We start from the raw sequence: 24,924 nt of genomic DNA on the forward strand, positions 1-24,924 counted from the left end.
AGCACTATTCGACTCAATCGCTAACGACTGTATAGGATACATTCCAGATATCACAGATATTCTCTATTGTCGGCAACGCTTCCTCGCCAACATGACCCATGGTCACGCTGATATAAGCAGCCCTAGCCACCACCTTATGACAGCCATCAATCTCTGACAAACGTTGAAAAAAGGCATCTTCATCAGCCAAGCATTTAAATATCGGGGCGGTGATTTTAATAAGCTGCATGGCTATAGAATACCCCATTATGCGGGCATCTGCCGCGCCCTAATTTAACGTGAAAGCATCAAAGCCAATAGACCGGATAGTGCCGCCCGGGATTACGCGACATATTGTTGACCAATAGTGCCACTAATAACATCACCATTGCCCCAGAGAGAATCGGTGACACCACATATAGATAGCCCATCGCATGGATACTATCGCCGCCGATAATAGCAATCAGGGCAGTGGCTCCGCCCGGCGGGTGAAGCGTGCGGGTAAAATGCATCGCCACGATCGCTAAAGATACCGCCAAGGGAGCCGCAAAAAGCGACTGATCACCTATTAAGAGGTAGACCGTTACACCGATCAATGCCGATACCACATGACCACCAACAATGTTACGAGGTTGAGAAAACTCAGCTAACGGCGCGCCATAAATCAGTACGGCAGATGCACCAAATGAACCAATCAACAGTAGATTATCCATCCCTAGATGGTGCAGTTCGCGTCCCATGACCGAGATAATGAGAATGCCCATAAAGGCCCCAACCCAAGACCAAACAATCTTTTTAAGCGGTTTACGCGGTGGGCACTGCCCTTTAGTTTTCATACGCGCAAAATAGTTCTTCATGTTAATACGACCCAACACATCAGCTTGCCCTTGCCTATGCCGCATAGGCAACGATCAAAGGTATTTTTACCAAACGATTTAAGTGGCGGCATTCTATCAAAACCGCGCTGAGAAGCTTAAATAAATTAATTCACGTCAACTCAAAATTCATTCACCTACTGGATTCAGAGGCGAGCATAGAACAAGGTGACGGTAAACAATGACAGACGGTTTCTTTCCGCGCCCGTTAGAACACAAGGCAGCCGGTAAATCGGACGTAAAAAGCAACAAGCCGAACGATATCGCTATCGCCCGGCCTGAAAGTTAACAGGGGTGTAATAAAAGCTTACACCTGCTCCTGTTGATAATAACGCTTCAACACTTTCGCTAAGCTGACGGGATCATCACTACCGGCCAACTCACGAATCGAATGCATCGCCAGCTGTGGCACACCAATATCAACCGTTTTCACACCGATCTCGGCAGCGGTGATTGGACCAATGGTGCTACCACAACCCATATCACTGCGAACAACAAAGGACTGCAATGTCACACCTTCCTGTCGAGCAATATGACGAAACAACGACGCAGTTTCACTGTTGGTGGCATAACGCTGATTCGCATTAATTTTAATCACCGCACCGGCATTCATCCGCGGGCCATGATTACCGTCATGTTTATCGGCAAAGTTAGGGTGCACCGCATGGGCATTATCCACGGAGACCATCATTGAGTTGGCAATCATCCGGCTACGGGATTCGGGGTCCGGTTGTAAACGCTCAAGTAACTGTTTCAGCATCGGTCCCTGTGCACCTGCAGCGCTCATGCTACCCACCTCTTCATGATCGTTACAGACCAGCAGACAGCTCTGTTCGGAATCAGACTCAATCAACGCCTGCATACCGATAAAGCAGCTCAGAAGATTATCCAATCGAGCCGATGCAAAGAATTCATTATTTAAGCCGATATAGGCAGGTATCTGCACATCATAGAAGCTCAATTCATAATCAAGAATCTCTGCGACATCATCGATGTGGTGCATCAACAACTCGTTTTTAAGGATGTCACGCAGCTCAATTTTATCGTCACCAACCAGTTGCGCCATAATCGGCGGCAGATCGGTTTGTGGATTAACATTCAAGCCTTGATTGACATCCCGATTAAGGTGAATGGCTAGGTTAGGTATCACCGCCACAGGGCGTTCAAAATTAACGAGAGCGCTGGCCATGTCACCATCGTTATTAATGTAATTAACTCGTCCAGCAAGTGATAGGTCACGATCAAACCACGGATTGAGCAAGGCACCACCATAAACTTCCACACCAACCCGCAAGCATCCCTGACTTTGGGTTTCGGGGTTCGGCTTCACCTTCAAACAGGGGCTATCGGTGTGCGCCCCGACCATCCGAATACCCGAACGGGTTAAACCAGCATTCGCCGCCAGCGTCCAAGCAATAATGGATGATTCATTACGTACAATAAAATACCGGCCACCGGGCCTAACATTCCAAACATCCTGTTCCAAAAGCTCAATAAAGCCAGCTTCCTGTAACCGTGCTCGCATCTCGTAAACCGCATGAAATGGGGTCGGCGATGCGGCGAGAAATTCAAACAGTTGCTTATTAAAGTCATGTTTTTGCATCATTGATCGACCTTTTCCTCTGGCAGGATTTCTAACAACTCTAGTTCAAAAATAAGGGCCGAATTGGCCGGCACCATACCACCGGGGCTACGGGCACCATAAGCTAATTCAGACGGCAGGTAGATCTTCCAGCGCGCCCCCGGTGACATTTCAAGCAGCGCCAAGCGCCAACCTTTAATCACATCTTTAATCGTAAACAGTGCCGGCTTAGTTTTCTGCGCTGAGCTCTCAAACACCTCACCATCCACGGTCCAACCGGTATAGCGCACCTTAACACGGTCTAACACCCGTGGTTTTGGCCCATCTGCGGCCTTTAATATCTCATATTGCAACCCAGAATCGGTCACAATAACGCCCTCTCGTTGTGCGTTTTCAGTGAGGAAACGGGTGCCCATCTGTTTAGTTTCATCATTCAATGCTTTATCAAGCAACTCCTGGCGAAACTGTTTTTCCTCTTCACTTTGGCCACAACCAGCGACGATGGTAACTAACAACGATAAAAACGTAATCTTCAAAACCCGCATAATCACGATGGTAGTACCTACTTCAATTAATAAACGAGGGATAAGCCGTTGATTTTACATCAGCACGAGACAAGACTACACTCAGATTTTCTGAGTTACGGAACCAAGCGGGTCATTTGTCTGTCTCAGAGTCTATATGTAGTCGTAAAACAGGAACATACAGTTTGATACACACACGCCCATTACGTCGCTTGCTCACCACATCACTTGCCCTGAGCCTGTTGATAGCGCTTCCCGCGAGTGCTCTAACCAATCCTGTTTTACAGCCGGATCCCATTCATAAGCAGACGATTACCGATATTGTCACTTCACTGAATCAGGGCCACTATAACAACATTGCCCTCAATGACACACTCTCCGGCAAAGTATTGGATCAATACTTAGAGAGCCTCGACCCTTCGAAAGCATTCTTTTATCAGTCCGATATTGATGAGTTCCAACAATACCGCACTCAGATTGATGATGAAATCCGCAGTGGTGACCTAACCGCCGCTTACAGCATTTTCAACCGCTACCAGCAACGCTCACAAGACCGTCTAGAAAAACTGGTTAGCACATTGGAAAGCCCTGACTACCAGGTCGACTTCAGCATCGATGAGAGCATTGAAACCGATCGAGAAGAAAGCCAGTGGCCCGCCGATGAAGCTCAGATGAACGAGTTTTGGCGCAAGCGCCTAAAAAGCGCTCTCTTAGGATTAAAAATCGCCGATAAGAGTATCGATGAAGCCAAAGAGTTATTGATAAAACGCTATAAGAGCCAGCTTAATCGGGCGACACAAACCAACAACGAAGATGTGTTTCAAAACTTTGCCAATGCGCTAACCAAGCAGTTTGATCCACATACTCAGTATTTTTCTCCCCGACTATCGGAAAACTTCAATATCAACATGAGCCTTTCCCTCGAAGGTATTGGCGCGGTATTGCAAAGCGAGAATGAAAACACCAAAGTTGTACGTCTTGTGCCGGCAGGCCCCGCCGATAAAGCCGGACAGCTAAAACCTGCTGACCTGATTGTGGGCGTGGGCCAAGGTGAAGATGGTGAAATTGAAGATGTCGTTGGCTGGCGTCTCGATGAGGTCGTAGACCTGATTCGGGGCCCCAAAGATAGCGTTGTCCGACTCAACATTATCCCTGCTGATGGCGATGACACCCACCAGAAAATCATTAAGATCACCCGTAATAAGGTCAAGCTGGAAGAACAAGCGGCTCAGAGTAAAATCATCGAAATCGACCATCAAGGCAAGCCCTATAAATTGGGCGTCATCAGCATACCGGCCTTTTATATCGACTTTGCCGCCCTACAGCGTGGCGACCCGAACTATAAAAGTACCACTCGTGATACGGCGAAGCTGATCAACGAGCTAAAAGCCGAAGGAATTGATGGCTTGATCGTCGATCTGCGCAACAACGGAGGCGGCTCACTTCGTGAGGCCAACGAACTGGTAGGACTATTTATCAGCCGAGGCCCGACAGTACAAATCAGAGACCCATTGAATCGCGTTAATATTCAAGCCGACCTAGACCCTCGAGTCGCGTATAACGGCCCAATGGCTGTCCTAGTTAACCGACTCAGTGCCTCAGCATCGGAAATCTTTGCCGGCGCTATTCAGGATTATCAGCGTGGCCTTATCGTCGGTAGCCAGACCTTTGGTAAAGGTACAGTGCAAACCCTCGCGCCATTACATCACGGCCAAATCAAACTGACCCATGCTAAGTTTTACCGCATATCCGGTGAAAGCACCCAGCATAAAGGGGTTGTCCCGGATGTCAGCCTACCGACTATGTATGATATGGATCTGATCGGTGAAAGCGCCTTAGATGGTGCTCTACCCTGGGATACCGTGCCGGAAATTCCTCATCAGCGTTATATCGACTTCAGCACCATTTTACCGGTACTCAATCGTCGTCATCATGAACGAACACAGTTTAATCCCGACTTCCTATTCATGGATGCACAAATTAAGCGTATGCATGAAAACAAGCAGGATAAACAGATATCGCTCAACGAAGCCACCATTAAGGCGGAGCGCAATGACTCTGAACAGTGGCTACTCGATCAAGAAAATAAACGCCGGGCCGCGAAACAATTACCCACAATCAATGAACTCTCTGATCTCGATGATCTACTTGAAAAAGACTCTCAAGGTCGTACCATCAGTCCGGAGCAGGAAGCCCTGCTAACAGAAACCGGCAACGTCTTACTCGATATGATTGAATTAACGGATAAGTATATCGCTATCAAAAACTGATCTGCCAAGGGTAAGGTTCGATGCAGCTAAGCAAGTTCAAATTAGGTCTTTTGATCGGCATACCCGTCATGCTGATCATTTCGGCGGGGACAGGCTATTTAATCTATAGCCTGATCAGCGCCCAGCATGAGGAAAACCGTAAAAAAGTAGAGGGCTTTGGCGAGCTAGTCATCCCACTCGACTCAACCGCATCACAATCCTCTACTGATCGAAGCCCAAGTATCGGCAACGATGAATTGAGCCCTACCCAACGAATCATCGTCACCCTCAAAAACGAACGCAGTAAACTGATCGAAGAAGCGGGTGAAATGCGCCAAGAGATTAGCAGTCTGCATATGAAGATTGCCGAACTCGAACGTTACAAGCAGACCAATGAGCGCTATGCACCGCACACCTTCAATGAAGAAGTATCCACGGTGCATACCCGCATGAAACAGCTGTTGGCTAGCCAAGAAGAATCAAAGCGTTTTTCTCGTAACCAACTGAAAGGCATGGCGGCAGCCTCCGCCCAAGAGTACAAACGCTACCTGACCATGCATAAGCTATTACTCGATCAGGACCAGATTGATACCATCGTCAATAGCCATTTACCCGTGTATGCCTACTGTATTGGCGACGGCATGGATATCGCCGCAAACAACCGGGAAGAAGAGCAGCAAGTCGTCGAATATTTCAAAACCATGACCACCGTACTCATGAGCAGTCGGCTTAAAAGTGATCTCAAAGCGATTATCGAGCCCTGCCAAGCGCTGCTAGCAAAACGTTTAAGCTACCTATCGCCTAACGCCTGAAGCAGATAAAACGCCCCACCTACCGACACCTATAAGCCTGCAACCCAGTTCTCGCGGATGCAGGCCCTTTTACCAAAAAAGCAAAATCGGTATAATTTGCCCCCTGTCCTCTTGCCTGCCGCTCATTTTATCAGCCACCACAGCGCTCATCAGGATAACCAAAACCGGACCTGTATCGGGCTGATGGTACGGGTGTAAACACGGCCTGCCCTGTCTTTCCTTAGGGCAAGCCTACAGGAATACATATGTCCGAAAGCTTTGCTGAATTATTCGAAGAATCCCTACAACATCTCGATATGCAACCCGGCACCCTGGTTATGGGTGAAGTCCTCGATATCGATCATGATTGGATCACGGTGAATGCCGGTCTAAAATCTGAAGCGATCATCCCTCGCGAACAGTTTCTCAACGATGCTAATGAGCTTGAAATTCAAGTTGGCGATATGGTTAAAGTCTCACTGGAAAGTGTTGAAGACGGTAACGGCGAAACCCGCCTCTCCCGTGAGAAAGCCAAACGCTCTGAAGCTTGGGAAGTGCTGCAGAACGCCTTTGACGCTGAAGAAACCGTTAAAGGTTATATCAACGGTAAGGTTAAAGGTGGCTTCACCGTTAATGTAAACAACATTCAAGGCTTCCTACCCGGCTCCTTAGTCGATGTTCGCCCAGTTCGCGATATTGATCACTTAGAAGGTAAAGAACTCGAATTTAAACTGATCAAACTAGACCCTAAGCGCAACAATATCGTTGTCTCCCGTCGTGCGGTACTACAGGAAGCCAACAGCGCCCAGCGGGACGAACTACTGGCAACATTACAAGAGGGCCAGCAAGTTAAGGGGTACGTTAAGAACCTAACCAACTACGGTGCCTTTATCGACCTTGGCGGCGTTGACGGCCTACTGCATATCACCGATATGGCCTGGAAACGTATTGCCCACCCAAGCGATATGCTTACCCCTGGAGATGAGATCACCGTTAAGATCATCAAATTCGATAAAGAGACTAACCGTCTATCTCTCGGTTTAAAACAGCTGAGCGGCGATCCTTGGTCATCGATTAAAGCACGCTACCCCGCTGGCGCAGTCGTGCAGGCGACGGTGACCAACCTGACCGATTACGGCTGCTTTGCATCCATCGAAGATGGGGTTGAAGGTCTGGTCCACGTATCAGAAATGTCATGGACTAATAAAAACGTACACCCCTCGAAAGTGGTTCAGGTTGGCGATGCCATTGAAGTGATGATTCTTGATGTCGATGAAGACCGTCGGCGTATCTCTCTGGGTATCAAGCAGTGCACTAACAACCCTTGGACAGCCTTCGCTGAACAGCATTCTGCTGGCGATAAAGTCAGCGGCGCGATTAAAACCATCACCGATTTCGGCATTTTCATTGGCCTAGAAAATGACCTGGACGGATTGGTTCATATGTCGGATATCACTTGGGATACTGATGCCGAAGTGGCGCTGCGAGAATTCAAGAAAGGCGATGCGGTCGAAACGGTGATACTCTCGATCGATGCCGAGAAAGAGCGTATCTCGCTGGGTATCAAGCAGCTGCAAGGCGATGCTTTCTCTGAATACACGTTGGCACACCCTAAAAATACCATCGTCACCGGCACCGTTAAGTCTGTCGATGCGAAAGGAGCCAACATCGAATTGGCTGAGGGTATCGAAGCTTATCTGAAAGCCGCTGATATCAGTATCGATCGTATCGATGATGCCTCAACAGTGTTTAAAGTAGGCGAAACAGTCGAAGCGAAAATCATTAACCAAGATCGTCGTAATCGCTCAATCAGCCTATCGATCAAAGCCAAGGATCAAGCCGACGAAAAAGCCGCAATCAAAGCGATGGCGGATGCTCCAATTGAAACCGCTGGACCAACCACCATTGGCGATCTGATCAAAGCCCAATTGGCCGCTAAAAAGTAAAACGCGTCAATTAGCAATTAAATTGATCAAAAAAGGAGCGTCACCCGCTCCTTTTTATTTTTCTGATTAACTCACAAACTAATTAATCGAGCAGATAATCAAAATACTCATCATCACTTTTCAGCTTATCATCGGTAATTTCATACCAATCTAGCACTGAAGCACCCGCCTCTTTTACCGATTCACGACGTCCACTCACCAACGGATGCCACTCGGGAAGATCCTTACCTTCATGCACTAAACGATAGGCGCAGCTCGGCGGCAACCAATGAAATTCCTGTACATCTTCAGGGTGCAGCTTGACGCACTGAGGCACCAGCGAACAACGTTTCTCATACTGAGTGCAGTACAACGTTTCCATATCCAATAGATGACAAACCACACTGGTGTAATGCACCTGGCCGGTATCTTCATCTTCAAGCTTATGTAAACAACACAGTGAACAACCATCACAGAGTGATTCCCACTCCGGTTCGGACATCTGCTGCAAGGTTTTAGAACGCCAAAATACCTGATCAGCCACTAACGCACACCTGTTTGTGGACGATCCTTAAACAGATCGAGTAGATAATCATCTTTAGGCGGCGGCATCTGCAGGAAATAGCCCTTTTCACGGATATCATCCAACACCTTAGCCGCATCGACCCGAGACAACTCTTTTTCAGGGGTTAACAGCATATCAAACACATGAATCGGCGCACCAAACATCTCTTTTAGTGTGTCGGGCACACGCTTCAACTTGTCCGTTTTATCAACGTAAAGATACATTTCATCTTTTTTTGAGCTTCGAAACACACTACAAATCTTTTTCATAGACACTCTGCTTAAATATCCAGGCTCTGCAGTTTTTCCAACAGTGCATCACCAATCACCTCTTTACGCCAACCTGACAGGCTGGGCGGGAGGCTGAATTGACCCTGATCTTCCGTTCTAATCAGAGCATCGAGATCGCGTTTCCGCAGCAGAATCTCCGGCGCTATATTAAGCGCCTCGGCTTTGCTACGTGCCATCGCCTTCAACACCTTAAGTGGTTTATTCCACTGATAACTTAAGGGACGTTGAATTGGCGCTGGCGGTTTTTCGGCAGCGGATTGGGCGGCCATTTTAAGATAACCTAAAATAACCTCACCATCCTGCTTCACCTGTTGCATCCTGACCTCAGGCACCCGGGCAAGTTCACGGGCATCTTTAGGCCAACGATTAACAATTTCCAGCAGCGCATGATTTCTCAGCACTCGGTTGCGGGGCACATCCCGCTGCCGGGCGATTCGCTCCCGCCAGGCGGTCAAATCACGCAGGGCAGCCATTTTTTCTGGCGGCAACTTCCAGGCCTGACTAAAGCGCTGGTAATAACACACCCCGTCCGGGTCATCATCCGGAACATGATCCAGCAGCAGCGCCGTTTCTTCCTCTGCCCAACGGCTCATGCCTCGTTCGGCTAACTCAGCCATCTGTTGCTGACAAAGCACGGGCAAATAAGCAACATCGAGGGCCGCATAGTGCTCCTGCGATGTGGTTAAAGGACGCTGCAACCAATCGGAGGTTGTCTCGCCCTTTTCCAGCTGCACATCCAGTGCATATTCCACCAAGCGCTGATACCCCATTGAGAACCCCCACCCCAGAAAACCGGCGGCGACCTGAGTATCAAAAATGGGCTGGGGCATCTCGCCTAACATATAGAAGAATAGTTCCAGATCCTCATTGCCAGCATGCACTATTTTAAGCACGCTAGGATCACGAAACAATTGCACCATGGGGGCATAATCTTCGATCTTAAGAGGATCGATCAGATAACAGGCTTGATCATCGGCAATCTGGATTAAACCGGGCACCGGGTAAAAGGTATCTACCCGGATAAACTCCGTATCCAGCGCAATCAACGGCAAAGCCTGCCACTGCTGACAGTAGCGAGCCAGTGTTTCATCATCCGTAATCCAGATCGGCTGATCTGCAGCGGCTTCCAGTCGTTGCCAATTATACGCGTGTGTCATGATTCCCTCAGTTCATCGACCGACGACCGGCCATCGCATGGGCCAAGGTGCCGCCATCAACATATTCAAGTTCGCCCCCCACCGGCACACCATGGGCGATACGAGTCACCCTTATATCAAGATGCTTAATTTGTGCGGCGATAAAGTGCGCGGTCGCCTCACCTTCAACGGTTGGGTTAGTGGCCAAAATAATCTCTTTAACCGCTCCGGATTCGAGACGACTAAATAGCTTATCGAGCCCGAGATCATCCGGCCCTACCCCATCAATCGGTGACAGGTGGCCCATCAGCACAAAATAACCACCGTTAAAGCCGCCGGTCTGTTCAATCGCCAACATATCCACCGGTGATTCTAATACACAGATCTGACTTTCATCCCGACCAGTGTCGGCGCAGATTTCGCACAGTGTATTTTCAGACAGCGTGCGACAACGATCACAATGACCAATCTTATCTACCGCCTGAGTCAGCGCTGAAGATAGAGTATTGGCGCCATCACGATCCCGCTCCAACAGATGAAATGCCATCCGTTGTGCGGTTTTCGGCCCCACCCCCGGCAATACCCGGAAGGCGTCAATTAATTCCTGAATCATCGGGCTAAACGACATAGTCTAACCGCCTCAGAATGGCATATTAAAGCCGGGAGGCATCGCCATACCACCGGTTACTTTAGCCATCCGTTCCTGAGTTGTGCTCTCAACCTTGCGCACCGCATCATTGATCGCAGCGGCAATCAAATCTTCGAGAATCTCTTTATCTTCTTCCATCAGACTATCATCGATGGCAACGCTACGAACATCATGACGACCATTCATCACAATCTTCACCAGACCCGCGCCCGATTCACCGTTGACCTCAGCCTTAGCGATCTCTTCCTGGGCTTTCTGCATATCAGCCTGCATCTTCTGGGCCTGCTTCATCAGGTTACCCATACCACCTTTCATCATACTCTTCCTCGTCTGTGTTAAAGACCGGCAATCATATTGCCGATAACCAGGTTGTTGTCATCGTATTAATCGATCGGCTGAACCGACTCAATATCGATTCTGGCGCCAAACCGCTCAATCACGGTTTGTACCACCGGATCATTCTGAATAGAGCTCACCGCCTCAGCCAAACGCTCGGCCCGTTTCCGGTCGCGATATTGGCTGGGGGTTTCGCGGCTATAATGGCCAAGGCTGAATTCTACCTCAACCGGGGTATTAAAATAATGACCAATCGATTCGCGAATGCGGCCGATATGGGTTTCGTTCACCAGCGCTTTTTGCTCATGCATATAATGAAAACGCCAACAATTCCCCACCGCTTCCAGTGAGGTATTCGAGGCAATGCTATAAGTCATACCACTGAGCCCAATCAACTCGACTAACAGAACCCACTGATCGGGATTAAATTGCGTAATATCTTGACTGACATTCGCCGCCGGTTCAATCACCGCCTCAGCAATACCACTCGCCATCGTCGCTGGCGACTGCATGGTATTGTTGACTACAAGGCTTTGTCGCTCGCCGTTTTGTCGTTCTGCGCGTACCTCTGGCTGGGCTACTGGAGCGAGCGCAACAGACGGCACTTCCGATTGCGGTGGCGCTGCGCTTTGAGCTTCGCGACGTTGCCTGTCTACTTGTTGCCCCGTCACACTGGGCGGCGGCTGATTCGTATGACGCTCACCTGATGTCTTAGCCGATGAAGTATTATCTTCCCAAGGCAGATCAACCGGTGCGTTTTGCGTTACAGCAGCCGACCCCGCAGCCCCCCGCGGTTCAGAATCAGCGTCAGGCTTTTTTCCGGGAAGGTCCTCAGAAGGACCTTGGAGATATGACTCATCATAATCCGGAGGTGATGCCTGATGTTGTGGTGGTGCATCCGGATAAGCGTTGGCGGAGATATTAGTGGCCGGCCCAGACGATGCCATTGCGCCATGATTTTGAGTCTCAACCGCTGCCGCGACTGGCTGCGCTGGCTGGGGCACAGCCGATACTGGCTCAAATGCTGGTGCCGCCAGCGCAACGGGTTTGCTGTCGGCATTTGGCTGACTTAACCCTTGATGGCTCACCGATACCGGACGGAACGCCAGCATCCGCATCAGCGTCATCTCCAGTCCTTCACGGGCATCCGGCACAAAGGGTAGGTCTTTGCGTCCCATCAATGCGGTTTGATAGAACAGCTGCACGTCTTCAGCGGTTAATTTACCCGCCAGATCCAGCACCAGTTCTCGATCGCCCAAGCCATTGTCCACCGCATCCGGCACAATCTGCGCCAGTGCGATACGATGCATTAAACTAATCAGGTCGCCCAACACCGCATTGTAATCCGGTGAATAACGGGCCAGTTCGTCCACCGTTGCTAACAAGGCTCGTGCATTATGAGCCGCTAGGTTATCCACCAAGCTATAGACTAATCGCTGATCGATCGTTCCCAGCATCGCCCGCACATCGGCTTCGACAACGGCGCCTGCACCAAAGGCAATCGCCTGATCCGTCAGACTCAGAGCATCACGCATCGATCCATCAGCAGATCGGGCTAACAGCCATAATGCGGGTTCTTCGTAAGGAATCGTTTCCGCCGTCAACACCCGACACAGGTGCTCAACGATCCGCTCAGGGATCATATTTTTCAGATTAAACTGTAAACAACGGGACAGGATAGTAACGGGTAGTTTCTGTGGATCGGTGGTTGCCAGCAAAAACTTAACATGCGGCGGCGGCTCTTCTAAGGTTTTCAGCAGCGCGTTAAATGAGTGTGTGGACAGCATGTGCACCTCATCGATGAGATACACTTTAAAGCGTCCATGAGTCGGCGCGTACTGAACATTTTCCATTAGCTCACGGGTGTCTTCCACCTTGGTGCGCGATGCCGCATCCACTTCGATCAAATCAACAAAGCGACCTTCACTGATTTCACGGCAAGCAGAGCATTCACCACAGGGCGTCGACGAAACACCTTTCTCGCAGTTAAGTGACTTAGCAAAAAGCCGTGCAATCGACGTTTTACCTACACCACGGGTGCCGGTAAACAGATAAGCATGATGCAAACGATCGTCATCCAGCGCATTTACCAGAGCCTTGAGCACATGCTCCTGACCGACCATTTCTTGAAACTTTGCGGGACGCCACTTACGCGCCAGTACCTGATAACTCATCGCTGCAAATCTATATGAGAGGGGTGTTTATTCATGGCTACCAATGCTAACGGGAACCGCCTGATATCGCCAGCGAAACCGGCTATTTAGTGGCAACTAAATTGCGATGACTCATGCACATCGGCTTTTACATGAAAACTGTTCTTCGCTAACTCAGGATTAATGAACTAACTTACATAGACAACAACAATCTTCTCACCGACGAGGATAAGAGGATGGAAAAAGCAAACAGTGCCAACCAATACGCCGTCAGGCGTCACCGACTGATTGAACAAGACGAGATCATTCACTTTCAAGATCAGCACTGCCCTATCCAGGTCCTCACCGAAGAGGCGATCAATTGGGTAACGGTCAGTGATGAGATGATCTCACTGGAAAGCAGTCACTTCAATTCTCACTAACCCGCTACACGAACACCCACCGGAGGTGCAAACGCATCTCCGTCTATAGCATCCCGCTGCAAATAAAACATGCGCGACATCCCGCTGCTGATGAAAACTCATATAGTCCATCGTAAAAATAAAAAAGCTGGCGGCATTTCCAGACGCTATAAGTCGTTTCAACACGCTCACCGCGCCCCGACAACAGGACTTTCCATTAACGCCTTTACCCAATTCGACCATAAAAACGTCAAGAATAAGACACATAGCTGGGCTACCCGATGTCGCAGCAGCGTTTAAAAATGACATTTTGGGTACTTTCAGTCTAATCCACAATAAAAGTAAGACTTTTTCCTATAGGCAGACAAAGTGCTTATCTATACCCTCGCATGCACATAGACCATTGATATAAAAAGATTTTATTTTCGCTTAAAGGACTTATCATGCGAACCAAAGGGATTTCTAAACCCGCTTCACTTCTTTTCTCCGCCATTTTACTAAGCGGCTGTAACGCCATCCAGACAAAACAAAAATCCGCTGATTTTGATCAGCAGTTTGAGGCAGGCCAATTTCAAGCCGCTGCTGACACCGCCTTAAGTGCAGGTGAAATAACACCAGACGGTGAATCGAATAGCCTGCTCTGGTCGCTGCAAAGCGGTTCAGCACTCAGCGCCGTGGGTCAATATGAGTTTAGTAACAAGGTCTTCGACTCGGCTGAATTAATGATGAAAGCTGAAGATACTGAGAGTCTTGGCCGAAAAGGGGTGGAAAGAATCTCCGCAGCATTCCTCAATAATAGTGTTAACCGTTACTCCCCCACTGTGTACGACGGTGTCATGACGAATACCTACAAAGCCGTTAATGACATGTTCTTACATGATTTTCAGAATGCCAGGATAGAGTTCAACCGCGCTGCAGATCGCCAACGGCGAGCTGAAGAGGCCTTTAAAGAGAAACTGGCAGAGAAACAGAAAGAACTCGCAGAAAAGGAAGCCGAAGCCAAGAAATCGGGCGCTTCTAAAAATAAAAGCAACCCTTTCGATTATCAAAAAAGCAGCGCCCAATCCGAATCAGCTGTTTATGAGCAATACCCCGAGCTAAAAGAGTGGCAAGCCTACCCCGATTATGTAAACCCCTATACTGATTACCTGCATGGCCTCTACTTTATGCTCTCTAGTCAGGACAAATCAGATCTCAGCAAAGCTCGCACCTCAATGCGCAGAGTTGCAGGCATGAGCCCTAATAACCCTGCAGTGAAAACAGACCTGAAAGTAGCGGATAAATTACGCCGAGGACAGTGGAGTAAAAAACGCTTAAACCCCGCCGTTTGGGTTATTTTTGAAAATGGCCTAGCCCCGACCGTCGAAGAAACACTCATCCCTATTCCCCTTTTCCTAGTTAACAACGATATCGATTACGCCCAGATCGCCTTACCAAAGCTAAACCACCGGCCTAAAGCCTACCCCTATCTGGAACTTTTCGATGGTAAAAAATCATTAGGTAAAACAGCACAATTAGCCGACATCGATCGCGTTATTCAAACTGAATTTAAAAAAGAGTTTCCACTAAAAGTGACTGAAGCGATCAGCAGTTCGTTAGTCAAAGCATTGATCCAATATCAGGCACAAAAAGAAGGCGGCAGTCTCGGCGGATTAGTCGCAGCAATTTATCAAGCCGCCACCACCCATGCGGATACCCGTAGCTGGAGTGCCTTGCCAAAAGAGGTACAGCTCGCACGGGTCAAAAAGCCCAAAAACAACACCATAAGCATCAATGCTCCTGGCTTCACCGCCCCTATAAACATAGACCTACCTGATAGCCGCTTTACCGTTATCTATGTTAAAGCAACCACGCCAGGCAGTACTCCTGCTTACAAACTTACCAGCTTCGAAGCCTGAGAATAAGGAACCCAATGAAGACATTAATACTGACTGCCTTGCTCCCGTTAATACTCTTAACGGGCTGCCAAACACAGCAGGTCAAATCACCTAATTACCCACAACTCGTCTTTGGCCAAGGAGCAAAAAGCTTTTTAGCCGTCGAATCTGTCGTCGATGGCTATACCTCAGGGCAGTTATTACGGGTCTCTATCCAAGCCTTTAATACCAGTACCCAAGTTAAAACCTTACGCTATAAATTCACTTGGTTTGATGAAAATGGATTTGCAATAGATAGCCTCACGTCACGTTGGGAAGCACTAAAAGCCGGTCCTAAAGAACCGATATCTATCCAGCGTATCGCCACTAGCCCGAAAGCCCTCAGCTATAAAGTATTTTTATCTGATGCTCACGCCGCATCCCCTCAACCTCAAGGAAACAACCAATGAGAACACTATTCTCAGCTCAAAAAACTAAAGTTATTGCTCTGTCAGCATTGGTACTACTCGCCACTGGCTGTACACCAAAAACGCAGATGCTAACGCCTGGTGCGGTAGATGAACCCATCACCATGGGGCTGAGCGGAACAGACTTTGAGCAAGCGTCTGTCGATGCGGTGCAATCTATGCTGTCCTCTGGAGCAGTAGATCGTAACGATGGTAAAAAGAACATCATGGTGGTCTCTTCGATTATTAATGACACCATGCAGCGTATCGACACCGATCAGCTGGTCAAGAAAATTCGTATTGAATTATTAAGAAGCGGCAAGGTAATGACAACAACAGCCATCGGCCTGCACGGCGCTGAGGACGAAATGAACTCGGTCTACAGTGAACTAAGCCAATCAAAAAAAGTTGATCGTAGCAGCGTTGTTAAACAAGCCTTTACCGCACCGAATATGAGTCTTTCAGGCAAGATCATTCAACGTAACAACCGCGTCGATAATGACCGCCAACTGGTTGAGTATTACTTCCAACTATCACTCACAGACCTCAAACATGGCCTAGCTGTATGGGAAGGCGAAACACCGATTCGCAAAATTGGTAGCGCCAAAGGAACCTCTTGGTAAGTAAGGTAAAGGAATACGATGATGAAAATGCTATTCAAACAAACCGCACTAGCACTGGCCATCAGTAGCATAGCGGTCGTAACTCAAGCACAAACAGACGCTAACCAACCAGAAATCGAAACAACAATCCAAGTAGAAACAGCGCAGTCAATGGATCAGACTGAAGCAGTTGATCTTGCAGTGGCAGAGGCCGCTGAACTGGCACCGGTCGACTCAGGCATGATGCTGATGGAACAGATCGAAAAGTGGAAACAAGGTGCAGGCGCAGGTTTGGCTCAACGGGCTGAAAATGGCGATATTTTTATGGCGGAAGGAACCTCCTTTGTAAAAGTTACGCCAGATGCGGCTGACTGGGCCGACCATCGACTATTGGCCTATAAAGAAGCGCTGATGAATGCACAAGCACAATTTATCGAGTTTGAAGGGATCAGCTCTCGAGCCGAAACCGTCAGTAAACTCTTTGAAGATAAGAGTCAAATGCCATCATTCTCGCCTGAGGAGCTACAGAGCTCGAACAAGCTCGAAGAGGTGCTTAATAAAGCCGTCGCATTGGCCGGTGGTAAACTGGATGAACAACTTAATGAATTGGGCATAAACCCGGATGAATTTAATGCCGCACCTCCCGCGAAACGTGCCCGCCTATTTGAGAACTCCATCAGCGAACAAATTACAACACGAGCACGTGCTAGCCTGACAGGCTTAGTACCGGTTAAAACCTTTGAAGCCAATGATGCCGAAGGCCGTCATGCGATCGCTGTCATGGTGGTTGCCTCGGATAAGATGCGCCAATTTATTTATGATATGACACAAAGCAAAGGCGACTTAGCCCCTAACCCTAAAAAAGTGGGCGGGCCATCCCTGCGTGAACGCTTCACCGAGAACAAAGCCGCCCTAATTAATGAGTTCGGCATCCGCAAAATATATGATGAAAACGGCTACCCTGTGTTGGTATCTTTTGGTCAAGCAGGAACAGGTTATAACGGTGCCGACTTCAATCGTAAGATGAATGCCCGCAAAGGAGCCTTTTTATACGCAAAAGCAGATGCTTACGCCAACTTTGCTTACCTTTTGAATGCCGTCGGCAATGCTGAATCTAGCACCAGCAAAAAAAGCACGGATGTAACTGAAGGTATCGTGCAAGCCGAAAAAAATGGCGTGCTGACATCTGAAGAAAGCCGCATTGAGATGGTGAAATCAATTAACAATGAAATTTCAGCCCGCGCCAGCATCTCAGATCTAGCAGGCACCCGTCAGCTACTGCGCTGGACGGCTAAACACCCTCAATACGGTAACGAAATCAACGGTGTTATCTATGTCTGGCACCCGGTTTCAGAGCAAAACGCTCGCAATATGCGTAACTTCAAACCCAAACATCAAGCACAGGCTAAGTCTCAGGAGCGCAACAGCAAGGCTCACTCAACCGGCACGAGTCAAAGTCGCGACCTAATGTCGGCCGATGATTTCTAAGGACAGAAGAATGCACTCATCATTACTGAAAACACTACTGGTATTAACCGCTCTGCTCTGGAGTAGTTGCAGCTTCTCCGCTGAACAGGTTGTCGATACTGTTGGTTATGGCAACAATCGCAATCAGGCGATCAGCGATGCCTTAGTACAGGGTCTGCGGCAAGCTACCGGTGTCAGCATCGACAGCCGTGAGGTTATGCAAACCTTATCGGGTCATGCCAGTAGCAGCAACAATGAAGGCGAGCAGTTCAGCAACTCGTTCGAGGTCGCTCATCGTGGCGACCTCAGCCTCAAAACCAAGGGACTCATTTCACGCTATGACGTCCATTCGGTAGAGCAGGAAGCGGATGGCATCTACCGCGCCGATGTTAGTCTGCATGTGCTCAAGTACGACAAACCGGGCCTGCCCACTGATAGCCGCCGTACACTGGCGATAATGCCCTTCCACAGCGATAAGGGCAGCTACTCACTCTTAGGAGACCGCACCTCTGCGACCAAAATTGAATCAGAGCTGCGTAACCGCGCGCTGGATCAGTTTATTCAGTCCCGCAAGATGAACGTGTTAGATCGTGAGTTTGGTGCCGAGTTTCAACAAGAGAAGGCTCTCTGGCTCAGTGATGATGCTGCACTAGCTGAAAAAGCCAAGACCGGTAATGTCCTAGGAGCCGACTACATCGTTGTGGGTAATATTCGCAATGTACGCAGTACTCGGCATACAAAAACCTTGCAGCTAACCGGTGAAACTATCGTCAGCTATAGCGGTAGTGCTCAGTTGGATTACAAAATCATTCTCGCCTCTACCCGCCAAGTAAAATGGTCTGATTCCATCAACCTCAAGTTCAGCGATCGCGACATCCGCGCTATGTTGAAAAAATATGGCTCATCCCAAGCAGGTATCATCGCTGAATTGGCTGAACAATTAGCACAACAAGCCTTGGCGAATATTTACCCTATGCGGGTAGTGGCTGTTAAAGGCAAAACCGTGGTGATCAATCAGGGAGGTAAAACCTTAAAAAAAGGCGATGTGCTGAATGTTTTCTTGCTAGGCGATGAGATGTTTGATCCCTATACCAAGGAATCACTGGGTCAGTTAGAAGAACAGATTGCGACCGTCAAAGTGTTACGGACCACCGCAAAAATTTCCTATGCGACCACTCTCTCAGGAGAACCCGAGCTGATTGAGCCAAACTTTATACTGCGACGTTAGGTCATTGCTATCACCGCTGACGATTAGGCCTTTCAAGCCTAATCGTCAATCGTCTCTGCTTGATTAAGCAGCAGTGTAATTACAGCGCTGCTACCCTAAGGGGCGCTGACAATACCTAATATCTTATCTCTGCTGGATACCCACCAAGTGATGTAAGACCAGTCGTTTAACCATATTATTGATCAAGAACCAGACGATCGCATAGCCCCACACGATAAATGCTAATGTCCAACCGATCGGCTCAACAAACCAGCCATAGACGGCAGCGAAAGTCCCCACCACTTGAGTCAACTCGGTGGTGATAAACAGTTTCAAACTTGGGAACGGACGATCCCAGAAATGACCGTCATTACGGGTCAGATAGATAGTCAGATGACCCGCGACTAGTAATTTAAGGAAGATCAGTGTTTGAATTGTCGGACGCGGTAATTCCCAGATTGATTCTGCTATCCAGAACATCCCGAAGCTCGAGATAACACCCAGTGTACCGAGAACGCTCGCCAGAATAAGCACCCTGCGCATATCCCAGCGCACCGGTCGTGGCGCAGGCCGCGCATTGTCATAAGCAATCATCATGATGGGGAAATCATTCAGCAGCGCCAGCAACACTATCATTGCCGCCGTGACCGGATAGAAATCAAACACCAGAATAGATAGCGTCATAAACAACAGCACGCGAACGGTTTCACTGATACGGAAAATAGCGTAGGCCGTCATACGCTCGAAGATACGGCGTGCCTCTTCCACCGCGTGACGAATAACCCCCAGTCCCGGCTCAGTTAACACCAGATCCGCTGCCGCTCGTGCCGCATCGGTTGCCCCACTGACCGCAATCCCCACATCCGCCTGACGTAATGCCGGAGCGTCGTTCACACCATCCCCAGTCATACCCACCAGATGATCACTGGATTGCAGTGTCTCGACAATCTCGAACTTATGTTCAGGAAAAACCTGGGCGTAGCCATCCCGCTCAAGAATCTCGCTGGCGGTCATTTTATGTTCTTTGGCAAACGCTTTATCGGCAGTGATAAAGTTAGATCCAATCCCCAATTGTCCAGCGATCTGCCGAGCAATAGCGATATGATCACCAGTCACCATTTTAACCGACACACCCAACTTCGTTAGCGCAGAAACCGTCTCCGCACTGTCTTCACGCGGTGGATCGTACAATGGCAGCAAACCCAATACTTCAGCAGGCTGATCACCGATACGTTCAGCCACCGCCAAGGCACGATAACCACCCGCCGCTAAAGTATCAATCTGCACCTCAACCGCCGCCTGTGTTTCTGACGAGGCGTTAGCCCAGGCTAAAATTGACTGCGGCGCCCCCTTAGCGATATACCGCGCTTGGCCATCCAGCGTCACTTCCACTTCGGCGATTTTACTGACCGGATCGAAGGGCGTGAACTTATCAATCTGTGCCCTTGCTAGGTTATCAACCCCTTTAACCGCAGCCAAAATTGAAGTATCGATCGGGTCATTACTTTCCGGCTCGCACGCCAGCGCAGCGGCAAACAGTACCTGTTCAGTATCCTTTGCCTCGATTAATGCGAGAGTACCCACCACCAATCGGTTTTGCGTCAAAGTGCCGGTTTTATCCGAGCAGAGCACATCAATCCCAGCCAACTCTTCAATCGCGGCAAGGTGTGACACGATCGAGCCCAGACGACTCAGCGTCATCGCCCCCACTGCCAGTGTCACCGACAGTACTGCGGGCAATGCCACGGGGATCGCTGCAATGGTTAAGATCAGGGCAAACTGCATTGTTTCCAGGAGTGGATCCCCCCGCAACCAACCGTAAGCTAAAATAATTGCCACCAGCACCAAGGTGGCAACAATCAAGGCATTACCAATTTTCAACACCGCTTGCTGAAAATGCGATGGCGCACCAGCCCGTTCGACCAGCGCGGCGGTCTTACCAAAATAGGTGTGCATCCCGGTCGCGGTTACGACTGCGGTCATCTCGCCAACCCGCACGATTGAGCCTGAATAGGCTGGATCAGATGCACTCTTTTCAACGGGAAGTGATTCACCGGTTAATGCGGACTGATCAATTGAAAGGCCTGATCCCTTCAATAGTTCAACATCGGCTGGCACTACATCACCCAGTTTCAAATGGATCAAATCCCCCGCAACCAGCTCTCGGGCAGGCAGGTCCTGCCATCTGCCATCACGCAATGCCCGCGCCCGCGTGGCGAGTTTTTTCTTCAGTAATTCAACCGCATTATCGGCCTTACGTTCCTGCCAAAAAGCCACCCCAGCGTTAACCGCCAGCATGGTCAGGATGATAAGGAAGTCAGGCCAGTCCCGCGCTAACGCCGACAACACCGCCGCCGCTTCAATCATCCAAGGGATTGGCCCCCAGAAATAGGAGAGAATCTTTTTCAGCGGCCCCTCCCGCTGTTCAACGATTTCATTAGCCCCTTGCTCAGACAGCCGACGCGCAGCCTCTTCAGAGGATAGCCCGCCATCGCGTTGTTCGGGGGCTGGGCCGGTATTCGCATCATTAAGCATCATAGTTCCCCTCAATCCTGCATAACATAGGTTCCAGGTGCGTCACAGATAGGCTTCAGCCCACGTTGAGTGGCGTCAGATGGCACGGCCGTTTGATCGCCCGAACGTTGTTTTAACCAGCCAGCAAACTCAGGCCACCATGAACCCTCTTGGGCATCATTGTCAGCAAACCAAGTATCAGGGTCCTGATAGCGGTCATCATGTTTCTGAGTGGCGATACGATAATGCCGCCGGGGATGGCCGATCTCAGAGACAATCCCGGCATTGTGACCACCACTGGTCAACAGAAAGGTGACTTCGGTATCAGCCAGTAGGTTAAGTTTATAAACCGAACGCCAAGGCGCGACATGGTCTCGCTCCGTGCCCACCATAAAAATAGGCGCGCGAATATCTGACACAACAATTGCCCGACCATCCACGGTATAGCGACCTTCGGCCAGCATATTGTTAAGAAATAGCTGACGCAGATACTGTGAATGCATTTTGTAAGGCATACGCGTTGCATCACTGTTCCAAGCCATCAGATCATTCATTTTGGCTCGCTCACCCATCAGATAATCGTGCACCATACGGGACCAGATCAAATCGTTAGAACGCAACAACTGGAAAGCACCCGACATCTGTTTGGTATCGAGATAGCCCTTTTCCCACATCATATCTTCGAGGAAAGTCACCTGGCTCTCATTGATAAACAGCATCAACTCTCCGGCTTCGGTGAAATCGGTTTGGGCGGCAAACAATGACAGAGTTTTTAAGCGTTCATCACCGTCACGCGCCATCGCTGCAGCAGCAATAGACAATAAGGTGCCGCCCAAGCAATAACCAACCCCGTGCACTTGCTGCCCACCCGTAATAGTCTCGATAGTATCGAGTGCATCCATAATACCGAGGGTACGATAGTCATCCATACCCAAATCACGATCTCCCACATCAGGGTTCTTCCATGACACCATGAAGACAGTAAAGCCCTGTTCGGTGAGGTATTTAACCAGTGAATTTTCCGGTGATAGATCAAGAATGTAATACTTCATGATCCAAGCAGGGACGATGAGGATAGGCTCAGGATGAACCGTTTCAGTGACCGGGTCATACTGAATCAACTCGATCAAGCGATTGCGATACACCACCTTGCCGGGGGACACCCCTAGATTTTTACCGACCTGAAAGGCTTCAGTACCGACCGGTTTTTGACCTTTAATTGCGCGCTCAAAGTCATCAATAAAGTTTTTCATGCCGCGCTGTAAATTCAAGCCCCCCTCTCTTTCAGTTTGCTCAAGCAGCTCAGGATTGGTCAGCAGGTAGTTCGATGGCGACAGCACATCCAACATCTGGCGTGCAGCGAACTCAACCACATTTTCATGCTGTTGCGTTACCCCGCGTACACCCGTGGTGGCGTTGTACCACCATTGTTGGTTAAGTAGGAAAGATTGATATAACACATTATATGGCCACTTCTGCCAAGCCTCGCCTCTAAAACGTTTATCCTGAGGCAAAGGTTCGATACAAGGCATCGACGTATCTTGGGCAATACCGGTGGCACAAAAGCTCGCGTAATTAGCCAGATTGAGTGCTTTCTTAATCGCTTTTTCAAGAAGCTGAGCCTGTTTCCCGGGGGCAGTCGCAAGATGTACTGCCCAATCGGCATAAGCGCCGGCTAACCCACCCGGCGACAATCCCCCAGTAACGCGCGCCATGGTGGCATTAACCGTCCTATCCATTGTTTCCTGCAGCGAAACCGGCGTCGAGGTATCTCGCTCAAACAGATGGGTTAGGTACTCAGCCACGCTCGCCGGCAACTTGAGCGTTTGCACCCCATAAGATGGGTCAGCAGCACTTGCCTGTGATTTAACTGGGGACGGTAATGTTTTTGTTTCATGCACATCAACTGAATCAGCTTGATTATTATCTGCATGTTCTAAGGGTTGCGATTCCATCCTAAATCCCTCTCATATTAATGATATGAACTACTCTCTTTAATACTTAGAGTATAGCCTAAATGCTGCAGCGCAGTATTGATCCAAACTGTCTTTATAGAAGATTCTATTGCTTATTAAAAACAATTTTTTGTGCACAGCAGCATGAGATGATCAATACGCTGATATCAACCTGACAGAGCAAAGCTCTAACCATCCGTTAAAGCTATACTGGACGACAGAGATCGATAATCTATGGACGCTTGAGCAAGCAGCCTAGCTTGCTCAAACGATTTAATGACTGACGGCAATTGATCGTCTGAATAAACCAAGGCTGGCACTGAAGAACACCACCCCTAGCCCTAGAATATTCAACAATTCAGGCCAGACGATACTGAGATCCGCCCCGCGGAAAACCACCGCCTGAGCAAATGACATATAGTGTCGCGATGGCAGAAACCAAGTAAGCGGTTGAATAATCTCAGGCTGACTCTCAATCGGCGTTAAGCCACCGGACAGCATGATAATCGGCACGATCGCCATGATCATCAACAGCGCAAACTGCGCCATGGTGCGGGCGATGGTACCCAAAAAGATCCCAATGGCCGCCGCCGCAAACAAATACAGCGTCGTCCCCACCAACAGCAACAAGCGCGAGCCACTGATCGGCACATCAAGAATCACTTCCACCACAAACCACATCGCCAAGGCAAAGGCGACCAGAATAATCAGCCCATTAGCCCAGACTTTCGACATCACAATTTGAAAGGAACTCAGCGGCATAACCAACAGGTGTTCAATCGTACCGTGCTCCCGTTCCCGCAGCAGCGCGGCTCCGGTGAGAATAATGGTAATCATCGAAATCTGATTAATCAGCGCATTAATCGCCCCAAACCACATCCCCGTGCCGTTTGGGTTAAAAGCGCGCCGCTGAACCAGTGTCACGGCATAATCGCTGGTTTCGTCCGAACGATTGATAAAGTGGTTAACCTCATCAACCACGATATTTTGAATATAACTGTTGCCAAGGCTAGCCTGAGTAACGGCAGTCGCATCAATATTGATCTGCACGCTTGGCTGGCGACCACGGCGTATATCCTCTTCAAAGTTTGGCGGAATCTCCAGCACAAACATATAGCGATCTAAATCCATCCCCTCATCCAGCTCGGCAGGCGAGATCTGCTCTGGGGTCTTAAAATAGGGCGGATAAAGCGCATTCGCGATGGCCCGTGAGAGCGCCGAATGATCCTCATCGACAATCGCAATCGACGCGTTATTGACCGATTCACTGGTCGCGGTGGCTTGGGAGTAGATTGCCAGGCTGAACGAATAAATAATCAGCACCACCATCACCACATCGCTAAAGACGCTACGCAGCTCCTTAGTGCCAAGCCAGAAGATATTGATCCAAGTTCGCATCAC

At 49.2% G+C, this 24,924-nt stretch carries 22 protein-coding genes; 9 read left to right on the forward strand and 13 right to left on the reverse strand.

The window, feature by feature from the left end; translation table 11 throughout:
- Positions 1-13: 13 nt before the first annotated feature.
- The 4 genes from ACN0T0_RS11105 to ACN0T0_RS11120 all read right to left on the reverse strand — a co-directional run bounded on the left by ACN0T0_RS11105 (position 14) and on the right by ACN0T0_RS11120 (position 2,981).
- A complete protein-coding gene (locus ACN0T0_RS11105) occupies positions 14-229 on the reverse strand; it encodes a hypothetical protein (protein ID WP_417226047.1) in 216 nt (71 codons plus the stop codon).
- Positions 230-287: 58 nt separating this feature from the next.
- Positions 288-836, reverse strand: a complete 549-nt coding sequence (locus ACN0T0_RS11110; RefSeq protein WP_417226049.1) for an HPP family protein — start codon at positions 834-836, stop codon at positions 288-290.
- A 325-nt stretch (positions 837-1,161) separates the two neighbouring features.
- Positions 1,162-2,457, reverse strand: coding sequence for a M18 family aminopeptidase (locus ACN0T0_RS11115; protein ID WP_417226202.1), 1,296 nt, complete (start codon positions 2,455-2,457; stop codon positions 1,162-1,164).
- The gene (locus tag ACN0T0_RS11120; protein WP_417226204.1) at positions 2,457-2,981 is read right to left on the reverse strand and encodes an FKBP-type peptidyl-prolyl cis-trans isomerase; all 525 of its coding nucleotides are present in this window, start codon (positions 2,979-2,981) and stop codon (positions 2,457-2,459) included. Before ACN0T0_RS11120 ends, ACN0T0_RS11115 begins: the two co-directional genes overlap by 1 nt.
- A gap of 164 nt (positions 2,982-3,145) precedes the next feature.
- Between ACN0T0_RS11120 and ACN0T0_RS11125 the strand changes: the two genes are divergently transcribed.
- The 3 genes from ACN0T0_RS11125 to rpsA all read left to right on the forward strand — a co-directional run bounded on the left by ACN0T0_RS11125 (position 3,146) and on the right by rpsA (position 7,946).
- The gene (locus tag ACN0T0_RS11125; RefSeq protein WP_417226051.1) at positions 3,146-5,230 is read left to right on the forward strand and encodes a carboxy terminal-processing peptidase; all 2,085 of its coding nucleotides are present in this window, start codon (positions 3,146-3,148) and stop codon (positions 5,228-5,230) included.
- A gap of 20 nt (positions 5,231-5,250) precedes the next feature.
- On the forward strand, positions 5,251-6,021 hold the full coding sequence (locus tag ACN0T0_RS11130; RefSeq protein WP_417226053.1) for a hypothetical protein: 771 nt from the start codon (positions 5,251-5,253) through the stop codon (positions 6,019-6,021).
- A 245-nt stretch (positions 6,022-6,266) separates the two neighbouring features.
- Positions 6,267-7,946 (forward strand): 30S ribosomal protein S1, encoded by a 1,680-nt coding sequence (gene rpsA, locus ACN0T0_RS11135; protein WP_417226055.1) that lies wholly within the window; start codon positions 6,267-6,269, stop codon positions 7,944-7,946.
- Between the two features lie 82 nt (positions 7,947-8,028).
- On the opposite strand, the gene ACN0T0_RS11140 is transcribed toward rpsA, so the two are convergent.
- The 6 genes from ACN0T0_RS11140 to dnaX all read right to left on the reverse strand — a co-directional run bounded on the left by ACN0T0_RS11140 (position 8,029) and on the right by dnaX (position 13,075).
- A complete protein-coding gene (locus tag ACN0T0_RS11140; protein ID WP_215952371.1) occupies positions 8,029-8,469 on the reverse strand; it encodes a YcgN family cysteine cluster protein in 441 nt (146 codons plus the stop codon).
- Positions 8,469-8,759, reverse strand: coding sequence for a YcgL domain-containing protein (locus ACN0T0_RS11145; RefSeq protein WP_417226057.1), 291 nt, complete (start codon positions 8,757-8,759; stop codon positions 8,469-8,471). Before ACN0T0_RS11145 ends, ACN0T0_RS11140 begins: the two co-directional genes overlap by 1 nt.
- A gap of 11 nt (positions 8,760-8,770) precedes the next feature.
- On the reverse strand, positions 8,771-9,937 hold the full coding sequence (gene rnd, locus ACN0T0_RS11150) for a ribonuclease D (RefSeq protein ID WP_417226059.1): 1,167 nt from the start codon (positions 9,935-9,937) through the stop codon (positions 8,771-8,773).
- Between the two features lie 7 nt (positions 9,938-9,944).
- On the reverse strand, positions 9,945-10,544 hold the full coding sequence (gene recR / locus ACN0T0_RS11155; RefSeq protein WP_417226061.1) for a recombination mediator RecR: 600 nt from the start codon (positions 10,542-10,544) through the stop codon (positions 9,945-9,947).
- A 12-nt stretch (positions 10,545-10,556) separates the two neighbouring features.
- Entirely contained in the window at positions 10,557-10,883 is a 327-nt protein-coding gene (locus tag ACN0T0_RS11160) for a YbaB/EbfC family nucleoid-associated protein (protein ID WP_417226063.1), read from the reverse strand.
- 65 nt (positions 10,884-10,948) lie between these two features.
- Positions 10,949-13,075 carry a DNA polymerase III subunit gamma/tau gene (gene dnaX, locus ACN0T0_RS11165; RefSeq protein ID WP_417226065.1) on the reverse strand — a complete coding sequence of 709 codons (2,127 nt, stop codon included), beginning with the start codon at positions 13,073-13,075 and terminating at the stop codon, positions 10,949-10,951.
- A gap of 215 nt (positions 13,076-13,290) precedes the next feature.
- Here dnaX and ACN0T0_RS11170 point away from each other — a divergent pair, with 215 nt between their 5' ends.
- The 6 genes from ACN0T0_RS11170 to ACN0T0_RS11195 all read left to right on the forward strand — a co-directional run bounded on the left by ACN0T0_RS11170 (position 13,291) and on the right by ACN0T0_RS11195 (position 19,075).
- Positions 13,291-13,476, forward strand: a complete 186-nt coding sequence (locus ACN0T0_RS11170) for a hypothetical protein (RefSeq protein ID WP_417226067.1) — start codon at positions 13,291-13,293, stop codon at positions 13,474-13,476.
- 422 nt (positions 13,477-13,898) lie between these two features.
- On the forward strand, positions 13,899-15,353 hold the full coding sequence (locus ACN0T0_RS11175; protein ID WP_417226069.1) for a COG3014 family protein: 1,455 nt from the start codon (positions 13,899-13,901) through the stop codon (positions 15,351-15,353).
- 14 nt (positions 15,354-15,367) lie between these two features.
- Entirely contained in the window at positions 15,368-15,781 is a 414-nt protein-coding gene (locus tag ACN0T0_RS11180; protein ID WP_417226071.1) for a YcfL family protein, read from the forward strand.
- Positions 15,778-16,401 carry a penicillin-binding protein activator LpoB gene (lpoB, locus tag ACN0T0_RS11185; protein ID WP_417226073.1) on the forward strand — a complete coding sequence of 208 codons (624 nt, stop codon included), beginning with the start codon at positions 15,778-15,780 and terminating at the stop codon, positions 16,399-16,401. Before ACN0T0_RS11180 ends, lpoB begins: the two co-directional genes overlap by 4 nt.
- 21 nt (positions 16,402-16,422) lie before the next feature.
- A complete protein-coding gene (locus tag ACN0T0_RS11190; RefSeq protein ID WP_417226075.1) occupies positions 16,423-17,868 on the forward strand; it encodes a DUF6844 domain-containing protein in 1,446 nt (481 codons plus the stop codon).
- A 10-nt stretch (positions 17,869-17,878) separates the two neighbouring features.
- A complete protein-coding gene (locus ACN0T0_RS11195) occupies positions 17,879-19,075 on the forward strand; it encodes a hypothetical protein (RefSeq protein WP_417226077.1) in 1,197 nt (398 codons plus the stop codon).
- A gap of 123 nt (positions 19,076-19,198) precedes the next feature.
- On the opposite strand, the gene ACN0T0_RS11200 is transcribed toward ACN0T0_RS11195, so the two are convergent.
- The 3 genes from ACN0T0_RS11200 to ACN0T0_RS11210 form a co-directional block, all read right to left on the reverse strand.
- Positions 19,199-21,592: a plasma-membrane proton-efflux P-type ATPase gene (locus tag ACN0T0_RS11200; RefSeq protein ID WP_417226079.1), complete on the reverse strand. Its 2,394-nt coding sequence runs from the start codon at positions 21,590-21,592 to the stop codon at positions 19,199-19,201.
- Positions 21,593-21,600: 8 nt separating this feature from the next.
- Positions 21,601-23,307, reverse strand: coding sequence for a PHA/PHB synthase family protein (locus ACN0T0_RS11205; protein WP_417226206.1), 1,707 nt, complete (start codon positions 23,305-23,307; stop codon positions 21,601-21,603).
- Between the two features lie 489 nt (positions 23,308-23,796).
- On the reverse strand, positions 23,797-24,921 hold the full coding sequence (locus ACN0T0_RS11210) for an ABC transporter permease (RefSeq protein WP_417226208.1): 1,125 nt from the start codon (positions 24,919-24,921) through the stop codon (positions 23,797-23,799).
- Positions 24,922-24,924: the final 3 nt, after the last annotated feature.

This window comes from Amphritea sp., assembly GCF_048266285.1.
Classification (GTDB): Bacteria; Pseudomonadota; Gammaproteobacteria; order Pseudomonadales; family Balneatricaceae; genus Amphritea.